9 protein-coding genes and 1 tRNA gene are annotated in these 8,612 nt (G+C 50.3%); 3 read left to right on the top strand and 7 right to left on the bottom strand.

Going from position 1 to position 8,612, the window contains the following annotated elements:
* Positions 1–136: 136 nt before the first annotated feature.
* Together OXG87_09540 and OXG87_09535 are read right to left on the bottom strand one after the other, a co-directional pair.
* Positions 137–598, bottom strand: a complete 462-nt coding sequence (locus tag OXG87_09540; protein MCY3869788.1) for a hypothetical protein — start codon at positions 596–598, stop codon at positions 137–139.
* A 289-nt stretch (positions 599–887) separates the two neighbouring features.
* A tRNA-Thr gene (locus tag OXG87_09535) sits at positions 888–963 on the bottom strand.
* Positions 964–1,071: 108 nt separating this feature from the next.
* Between OXG87_09535 and OXG87_09530 the strand changes: the two genes are divergently transcribed.
* From OXG87_09530 to OXG87_09520, 3 genes are read left to right on the top strand one after another with little or no spacing between them, the layout of a single operon-like run.
* Entirely contained in the window at positions 1,072–1,854 is a 783-nt protein-coding gene (locus tag OXG87_09530) for a M55 family metallopeptidase (protein MCY3869787.1), read from the top strand.
* A 27-nt stretch (positions 1,855–1,881) separates the two neighbouring features.
* Entirely contained in the window at positions 1,882–3,348 is a 1,467-nt protein-coding gene (locus OXG87_09525) for a M81 family metallopeptidase (GenBank protein MCY3869786.1), read from the top strand.
* Position 3,349: 1 nt separating this feature from the next.
* The gene (locus OXG87_09520) at positions 3,350–4,411 is read left to right on the top strand and encodes a threonine synthase (GenBank protein MCY3869785.1); all 1,062 of its coding nucleotides are present in this window, start codon (positions 3,350–3,352) and stop codon (positions 4,409–4,411) included.
* 39 nt (positions 4,412–4,450) lie between these two features.
* Here the strand turns inward: OXG87_09520 and OXG87_09515 are convergent, their stop codons facing one another.
* The 5 genes from OXG87_09515 to OXG87_09495 all read right to left on the bottom strand — a co-directional run.
* The gene (locus OXG87_09515) at positions 4,451–5,011 is read right to left on the bottom strand and encodes a hypothetical protein (protein ID MCY3869784.1); all 561 of its coding nucleotides are present in this window, start codon (positions 5,009–5,011) and stop codon (positions 4,451–4,453) included.
* Positions 5,004–5,279, bottom strand: a complete 276-nt coding sequence (locus OXG87_09510; protein MCY3869783.1) for a hypothetical protein — start codon at positions 5,277–5,279, stop codon at positions 5,004–5,006. Before OXG87_09510 ends, OXG87_09515 begins: the two co-directional genes overlap by 8 nt.
* A 173-nt stretch (positions 5,280–5,452) precedes the next feature.
* On the bottom strand, positions 5,453–6,844 hold the full coding sequence (locus OXG87_09505) for a GIY-YIG nuclease family protein (protein MCY3869782.1): 1,392 nt from the start codon (positions 6,842–6,844) through the stop codon (positions 5,453–5,455).
* A gap of 8 nt (positions 6,845–6,852) precedes the next feature.
* Positions 6,853–7,680 carry a 50S ribosomal protein L11 methyltransferase gene (locus OXG87_09500; GenBank protein MCY3869781.1) on the bottom strand — a complete coding sequence of 276 codons (828 nt, stop codon included), beginning with the start codon at positions 7,678–7,680 and terminating at the stop codon, positions 6,853–6,855.
* Between the two features lie 4 nt (positions 7,681–7,684).
* Positions 7,685–8,612: hypothetical protein (locus OXG87_09495; GenBank protein ID MCY3869780.1), on the bottom strand; the 928-nt coding region annotated here is incomplete at its 5' end.

Below are 8,612 nucleotides of genomic sequence, written 5' to 3'. Positions count from 1 at the left end.
AACAGCAACAGCAGCAGCAGCAACAGCAGCAACAGCAGCAACAACAGCAACAACGGCACCCACAAAAACTTCATTATTGCTCCTTTTAATGACTTGTGAAATACATAGTGTATAACACCTATCGCCCGTCATCGCGTCACCAAATACTCCTTTTGGTGGCAACAACTTCCGACTCTTGCTGGGCAATTAACCGGATACGCTCTTGAATACGCGCGAGAATTAACCGCAACCGATCTCTATCGGCATCTGATAATCCGTTATTGCGCCAGGGATCATCACCACTTCTTTTTTGCTTGGTCATCTGCACATTGATCTCTTGAGTAAAAAAATCCATCACAACCGAAATGCGCGTGCGCCGCGAAACATCAAAAAAAGTCTGACTCGCATAACTCGACTCATGTCGCCAGCCCGTCGTGACCACCCCGGCCATGGGATCAACCGTTTCTACCGTATAGCCTTCTTCGTGCAAAATAGTCACAGTGGCATTGGCAAATGCCACGGGCGAAATTTTTTCCACCGACCCTGAGATCGACACGGGATCGACCACATTGCAACCCAGCGCAAAACCCAATAAAAGAAGAATCGTAACGTATTTCATACTGTCCCTCCGGCTAAAAGTTCCAGATTATCCGGGAAAACCTGCTCGTGTTGAACACCGCACTCCCTACTAACTGCAACTCCTGTGCCAGATGGACTCAAACTGTAAAAAAAAATTATAACATCATTATTTTTAATATGTTATAAAAGTTCTCCGACCTAAAAATTCCTAAAAATAAATGTGGCAAAAATTCACACTGTGAGTCAATACCACACAGTCGCGAAATACAATATCGCATTTTACGCCAATAAAAAGGGCTTGTATCAGAGCGACACAAGCCCTTTCTTTATGGAGCCATCCAGCGGATTCGAACCGCCGACCGCCTGATTACGAATCAGGTGCTCTACCAGCTGAGCTAGGATGGCTCTAAACTATTGAAAAATAGGATTTTAAAAAATATAATCCTCATCTCAGAAGAAAAAAATACACAAAGCTCTAAAAACTGTCAAGCAGGAAACAAAAAGGAGGTACCAATGAAATTTGTCGTCGCTGTCGATTGCGAAGGCGTAGCCTGTGGCGTGGGATCACCGGGCGCGTCCCTGAACTCTTCTCGGAATTTGGAGTTCGCCAAATTACAGGCCACGCGAGAAGCGGACGCGGCTGTCCGCGGATTATTTGCAGCCGGTGCAGAACAGGTCATTGTATGGGATAATCACGGCGGGAGCTTGAATCTAAATTACGACCTCCTGGACGAGCGGTGTGATATCGCGCTCGGCGTGGGATTTGAACACCGGTTTCCCGGCATGGACGAATCATTTGATGGCGTAGCGCTGGTCGGCTATCACGCTATGGACAATACAGTTGACGGCGTGATGTGTCATACCTTTAATTCGGCGACGTATCAATGGATCAAGATCAACGGACGAGAAGTGGGAGAGATGGCCATAGATGCGGCCGTTGCGGGAGAGCGAGGAGTGCCAGTCATTTTTGCCTCGAGTGACGACAAGGGAACCGCGGAAGCCGAGTGTTTTTTCCCGGGCGTCGTCACAGTCACGACCAAACAGGGGATGGGATGGAATTGTGCCGTAAGCAAACACCCCAAACGAGTGGTAAATGAAATCCATGAAACGATCCAGAGCGCCGTAGCCAAACGCAATGCCATAAAACCCTTTGCATTTTCATCTCCACTCACCATGGAAGTGCGCTATAAACGGTTTGAATCCGCGCAGTCGGCCAGCCGCGGATTTTCCGGCGCAGAGCGCGTTGATCCCTATACCGTGAGGCGAACGCTACAATCCATCCAGGATTATTATTGATAATATGCAAAAGCACGGGAGAAAAAAATGAAAATTCTACTCGCAGCCTTCAAACAAGAAACATCCAGCTTTAACCCTGCGCGCACGCCCTACGATATGTTCGACGTGATGTTTGGCGATGAATTACTCGCACTGCGGGGCAGCAATACCGAAATCGCTGGCGCGCTCGACATCTTTGCCGAACGCGAGGACATTGACTTAGTACCCATCTATTCGGCATCATCTGTATCCGGCGGGCCAGTCGCCGACGCAGACCTCAACAGGCTCATGGACGAACTGCTCACAGGCATCCGCAACAACGCACCCGCTGACGGGATGCTCATGGTCTTTCACGGCGCAATGGCTGGCGAAACCGAAGTCGATCCCGAAGGACATGTCCTCACCGAAATTCGCAACATCCTTGGCGATGTGCCCATTGTCACCACCTATGATCTACACGGCATCATCACCGACCGCCTCATCGCGCAATCCGACATTATGGTCCCCTTTCACACGTATCCACACATCGACATGTACGAAACCGGGCAACGGGGGGCGCGCAACCTGCTCGCCCTTCTCGATGGCAATGTCAAACCCACCGTCGCGCACATCCGATTGCCCATGCTCGTGCGAGGCGACGAACTCATCACCAAAACCGGACGATTTGGTCAGGCCATCCGCTGGTGTCAGGAAATAGAAAACTCCGAAGGGGGCCTGGGTAGCGGGGTCTATATCGGCAATCCCTTCACCGATGTACCCGACCTGCGCTCCAACGTCATTGTCTTTACCGACAACGATCCCGAACGCGCACAACGCGAAGCCAAACGCATCGCCCAATACATGTGGGACAATCGCGACCATTTCACCGCACCACTCACTGCGATTCCAGACGCCATTCGCCTGGCTGAAGAAACTCAGGGCCTCACCGTCTTTTCCGACGCTGCCGATGCCACATCTTCGGGTGCATCTGGCGATAGCAACGCCATCCTCAAAGGCCTGTTTGAACACAATTATCAGGGCCACGCACTCCTGCCCATTGTCGATCCCCCCGCTGTTGAAGCGGCCTTTCGCGCAGGTGTGGGTGCCACCATAACCATTCCCATTGGCGGTGCCATAGACAAAGCGCGTTTTTCCCCCCTTGAATGCCAGGTCTATGTCCAACTGCTCACCGATGGGGCATATATCACAGGCACGGGCACATCGGGACATGCGGGCAACACGGCTGTTCTCCAGGCGGGAACTTACAGCATCATGGCGACAACGCGCCCGGTAAGCATCATGGATCGCAAAGTCTTTGAAGCGCGCGGCCTCGACCCGCGAGATTTTGATCTGGCCGTGTGCAAATCGCCCAACGGCTTTCGGGTTCACTTCGAAGAAATCGCTGCCCGAATCGTGCCTGTTGACGCACCCGGCTCCACCAGTGCCAACTTAAAATCCCTGCCCTTTACCCAATGCCAACGCCCCATATTTCCACTGGACGATGGCGTACAACCGCCACGAGAAATAGACGGATAGTATGACACTGCTATGCCAAATCTGTGGGAAGACCTGTAGTACCAACACCTTGCAGTGGCGCTGCACCTGTGGTGGTCTCTTTGATCTCCGCTTTGAGGCCGAGCTTTGCGTTGACGCACTGCCCCACCGGCCGCCCACCCTGTGGCGCTACCGCGAAGCCATTCCCATCGAAGACGACGCCCATATCGTCACCCTTGATGAAGGGTTCACGCCACTAACACCCGTAACCATCGCTGGCAAATCCCTCCTCGTCAAACAAGACCACCTGTTTCCATCCGGCTCGTACAAAGACCGAGGCGCAACCGTTTTAATCAGCCATGCAAAAGCACTCGGCGTTCACCACATGGTCGAAGATTCGTCGGGCAATGCGGGCGCGGCTGTTGCGGCTTATGCAGCGCGTGCGGGAATTGCCTGCGACATCTATGTTCCCGACAGCACATCAGTGGCAAAACTCGCGCAAATCCAGAGCTATGGCGCAACCCTTTACAAAATCCCGGGATCGCGGGAAGACACCGCGCAGGCGGTTCAAGACGCAGCGCAAAAACACTTTTATGCAAGCCATGTCTGGAACCCCTTCTTCTTTCACGGCACAAAAACTTATGCATACGAAATCTGGGAACAACGCAATTTCAATGCGCCAGATACACTCATCATACCAACGGGAAATGGAACATTGCTAATCGGTGCTTACATCGGATTTTCGGACCTTCTCAAACAGAATTTGATCACCCACCTGCCCAAACTCATCGCCGTACAATCCGCCCATTGCGCCCCTCTTGTGCCCACCTGGACGGGCAACCCTTCTGCGACCATCGCCGAAGGCATCGCCATTGCAGAACCCGCCCGCGCAGCGCAGATCGTCCAGTGCATTGATAAAACAGGGGGCGACATCCTCACCGTTGACGACCGCGAAACGCGCAATGCCCAAAAACGAATGGCCGAAATGGGCTTTTACATCGAACCCACCTCGGCCACGGCCATTTCAGCGTTTGTGAAATACCCATCTCAAAATGACGAAATCGTCGTCGCCCCTCTAACGGGACACGGTCTAAAAGCAAAATAAAATTTAAAAAGCCCCGACTCAAAAATCGGGGCTTTTTAATTACGCAGCTTTGAGACTTTCAAACCACTTAAAAGCCTCATAGGCTTCGGTTTCATTTGAAAATATTTTAGCTTTTTCTCGCACCTTTTTAAAAAATTTGATCATGGCAGGAATCTGGCTCCATCGTACAACTGTAGCAATTCTACTCGCCCATCGCAAGACCACACTTCTTTTCATAATAATGTCAAGGAAGAGGACATCAACATAACGCCACCATAATGCTTCGAGTTCGGGATTTTTAGAGAGTTCTTCTGTGAGTTCATTCTGGTTGGGCTGTGTGGTACGGACACTTGCAATCAGGGCGTTAATGAACCACCGAACCTGGGGTCGTCTTCCCGCAGCAATCCCCAAATTGATAACATCATAAACAAGATCAAAAACTTTGTCGTTTGCAATTTTACCCTCTATTTTCAGGGTCAAAAATTCATCTCTTATAGCGCATAGCTTATAAATATCCTCTTTCCACCGCAGCCGTTTAAGGGTAATACTGCGATGATAACAAACCGTGATCAAAATAGTAAGACCACAACACGCACCGACGAAAATTTCAAATTCATTCATGATCGCCTCCTGTCTCGCTGCTGTCTTCCAATTTTTTAATCACCGCATCCATATCCTCTGAACTACGTCGCTCCTGCAAAATATGTTCCAGCAAAAGGTTCCTTTCGTCTATTAATCGCGTGACCTCTGCATCATGCAAAGTTTCCATGCGTTTGATAATATATTTCGAATAGTAAAAAACAAAACCAAGTGTAAGAACAACCAAAAAAGCATTAAAACCGTGCTCTTCAAGAATCTTTGTAAGAATATCTACAAATGCTGAGAACACCTAATCCCTCCCCGTAATTGTAAATTTGTGTTTCATCTTAAATCATTACCAAGGAGGATGTCAAGTACTTTTTTAGACGCTTTGCATATTAAATAAGTTTCTATTTCGTCTTGAGTTGCGGGCTTTGGGTTCTGATGTATCCCTCTGCTTCATCTCAATCAGCACATCAAATATCACACCCGCCAGGAAATTTTCTCCCAATCCTCATCCTCGCATTGTTGCACGTATTCCCGCACAATCCGCAACGCATTTTCGGGGCTGCCCGAGCGATCCATATCCACCCAATTTATCGCATCGCGTTTTGCGACCATCCAGCTCTTCAAAATTTCAAAAGGAGCACCTGTTTCGAGGTCTGATTCCGATTCCCCTAAAAAGTAAAACTCGTGCAACGCCTGCTCTGCCGCTTCCCAATCGCACAGATCTTTGCGCGCACGCATCTGGACAAAAGATGTATCATTCACAACACAAAACAACTCAACGCATTCCTGCTCAGCCGATGGCAGAATCAGCACTATATTTTTCAAATTACCCAATTCCACATCGCGCTTGTGTACATCGAGCTGCGTATTAAACTCTGGCTGGCACAGCGCAATCAGTTTCGCCTCGAGCAAAAGCGCCTCAAGCTCAGATCCCACCGTCTCAACTTCCATAGACCATATCCGATCCAAAATCTCCTGCGTCTTTTCTGGTCGCTCCGATCTTCTGGCAAAATAACTACCCACGCGCCTTCGCAAATTCACCGCCTTGCCCACATAAATAACACCACCCTCGCGATCCCGCATAATATAAACCCCGGGCAACTCGGGCAACGCGCTCAAAAATGCCTCGTCAAAAGCATACGCATCAAAATGTATGGGAATGGGATCCGGGTACAGTGCGGCAGTCACTGCCTCAATAGTATTGAGCCCCTCCTCTTCACACCGCTCCAAAAGATCTAACAAAATATCGGCCTGCAAACTCGCCTCTCCTTCAGCCCCGCGATCCGACACAAAAGACATCCCCATAGCAGAAGCCAGATCCTCGACAGAATGCAACCGCACATCGGGACAAAAACGTCTCCCCAGCCGAAACAGACAAATCCCGGAATCTACGACATCTTTACCCATCATCAGGCGACTCATCCTATTCAAATCTCTCCGCATCCTGGACCACTGAAATCCTGCGGGAATCGCATCCCTCATTCCTTCGGCATAAGAATCCAAAATTCCCTCTCGATCACCCATGCGAACCTGAACCGGGGGAAACAGCGTCTCGCGCTCGCTCATCTGCACCTTGCGCCCTGCAAGTTCATAAACCTCAGCATTCTCGGACGGGACCAGCCCAAAACAAAAAAAACAAACCTCCCGCAGGGTCTTACCCTGTCCCGGAGGTCTTAAATACCACATCCCACTGCGATCGCATACAAACCTGGGATCATCATCAATAGCCGCGCGCACCACCTTATCCGCTATGGAACCGCGTGCGCCGTGCAAACCCAGTGCCTCAGAAGCCAGCACATCTGCGTGTACACCCGTATCGCGCTGCTCTAAAAAAGCATAGATGCGATCCTTAACAATCTGGTTCACAGTTTATCCTATCGGAATTTGCGCGCAATCGCACACAGCCATTCGCCATCGTCGAGCATCTCGTCAAGTATTAGACCGGCCTGATCCAGTGCTGTACAAAACACCTCGCGCTCGCGATCCAAAATCCCCCCCAAAATCGCGTATCCTTCGGGATGCAGACGCTTTGCCAATTCTGGAACCATAGGCAATAAAATACTGCTGATCATATTTGCAACCACCACATCAAAAATCCCCGATACCCTATCGACAGAATACTGCCCTAAAACCACCTGTGCATCCACATCATTCAAAACACAGTTTGCCCGGGCATTCTCAATCGCAGACGCCTCAATATCCACCGCCATGACCTCTGCCGCGCCCAACTTCACAGCCGCAATACTCAAAATTCCCGATCCCGTACCAACATCCAGCACTCGATCCCCTGATGTTATCTTCTTCTCTAAACCCAAAAGTGCCAGGCGCGTTGTCTCGTGATGCCCGGTGCCAAATGCCATTTGAGGATCAATCGCGATAGTAAAACCCCCCGGGGGATCGGACACCCTATTCCACGGTGGACAAATTGCCATGCGAGGGGAGGGATAAACCGGTCGAAAAAAAGAACGCCACGACAGAGTCCAATCCGTATCGGGCACGGGTTCAAAGCGGCATTCACAGGGCACGAGAGCCTGTTCTATATCCGCTTTATTTTCCACTGCCTCAAAATAAGCTATCAGCCGAATCCCGTCGCTTATATCCTCTTCCACCACACCACAACACCCCAGTTCAAACAACTTGGCAGACACAATTTCAACCTTTGCCCGCGGCAGCACAACAGATACTTGAAAATAGGTATTCACTTTCTCACCACGAATGCGTGCGATGACCTTGTCCAGGAAACCATATCTGATCGACAAAAAATGACAGGATCACGCCCAGGGCATGGCCTACGAGCAACCCTAAAAAAAAGGGACGCAAACGCCGATAGAGATCCACGCCGCCTATGCGTAAAATGATCGATTTGATGCCCCATGCCATAAAAACAGAAAAAACTGAATGCACGGCATGCGTCAGCGGCACGACCATGCCAATGGGCGCGAGGGGCCACCATGCAAAGCGGTAGCGCATCAGACTCACCACGGCAAAAATGCCAATACCCAACAGCAAAAACAAAGGACGCTCGCTCTCCCATTTTTCTTCGCCCTTCAGGGCCTTGACCAGCCCATCGTAGGTTCGCGGCGGATAGCGCGTGAATGGAAAATCGTTAAAATTATAAGCCCCGTGCAAATAGCCCAGATAAAGCGAGTACGCAATTGCAGCGCCAATACCGATCACGAGCGTCAATCCAATGCCCAGAACCAGCAACTTCTTATTTCTTCCCGCCATATCTGCAATGCGCGCCGCATGCACGAGCGGGGGCATAAACATCGCTTTGCTCTGTGAGCGCACCGAATCAACCAGGCGCAATGCCGTCAGCGTTGAAGCATCAAATGATTTGGGCCCAAAAATAAAGGGCAAGAGGCCATTGGGCGTCATCGGCATGCTAAAATAAATCACACCGGTCTCTGCAATCACCCGCGCCGTGCCCAGATAAGTAATAAAAATACCCAGCGTAAGAGCAATCGCAACAGCCCAGCTAATGCCCACAGCCTGGAACCAGAAAATCAGAAAAATCAGACTAAGCAGCAGGCCAAATGCACACGCGCGATATGAAAGCATCTCGTCTGAATCATCGATCTGTCGATCTCCGCGAAATGCTTTGACAAACACATCGCGAATGTGGAACCTCGCC

It is taken from the genome of Gemmatimonadota bacterium (genome assembly GCA_026706845.1).
Lineage (GTDB): Bacteria > Latescibacterota > UBA2968 > UBA2968 > UBA2968 > VXRD01.
The sequence above is the reverse complement of the archived record's forward strand: the minus strand, read 5'-3'. Positions and strand labels throughout refer to the sequence as shown.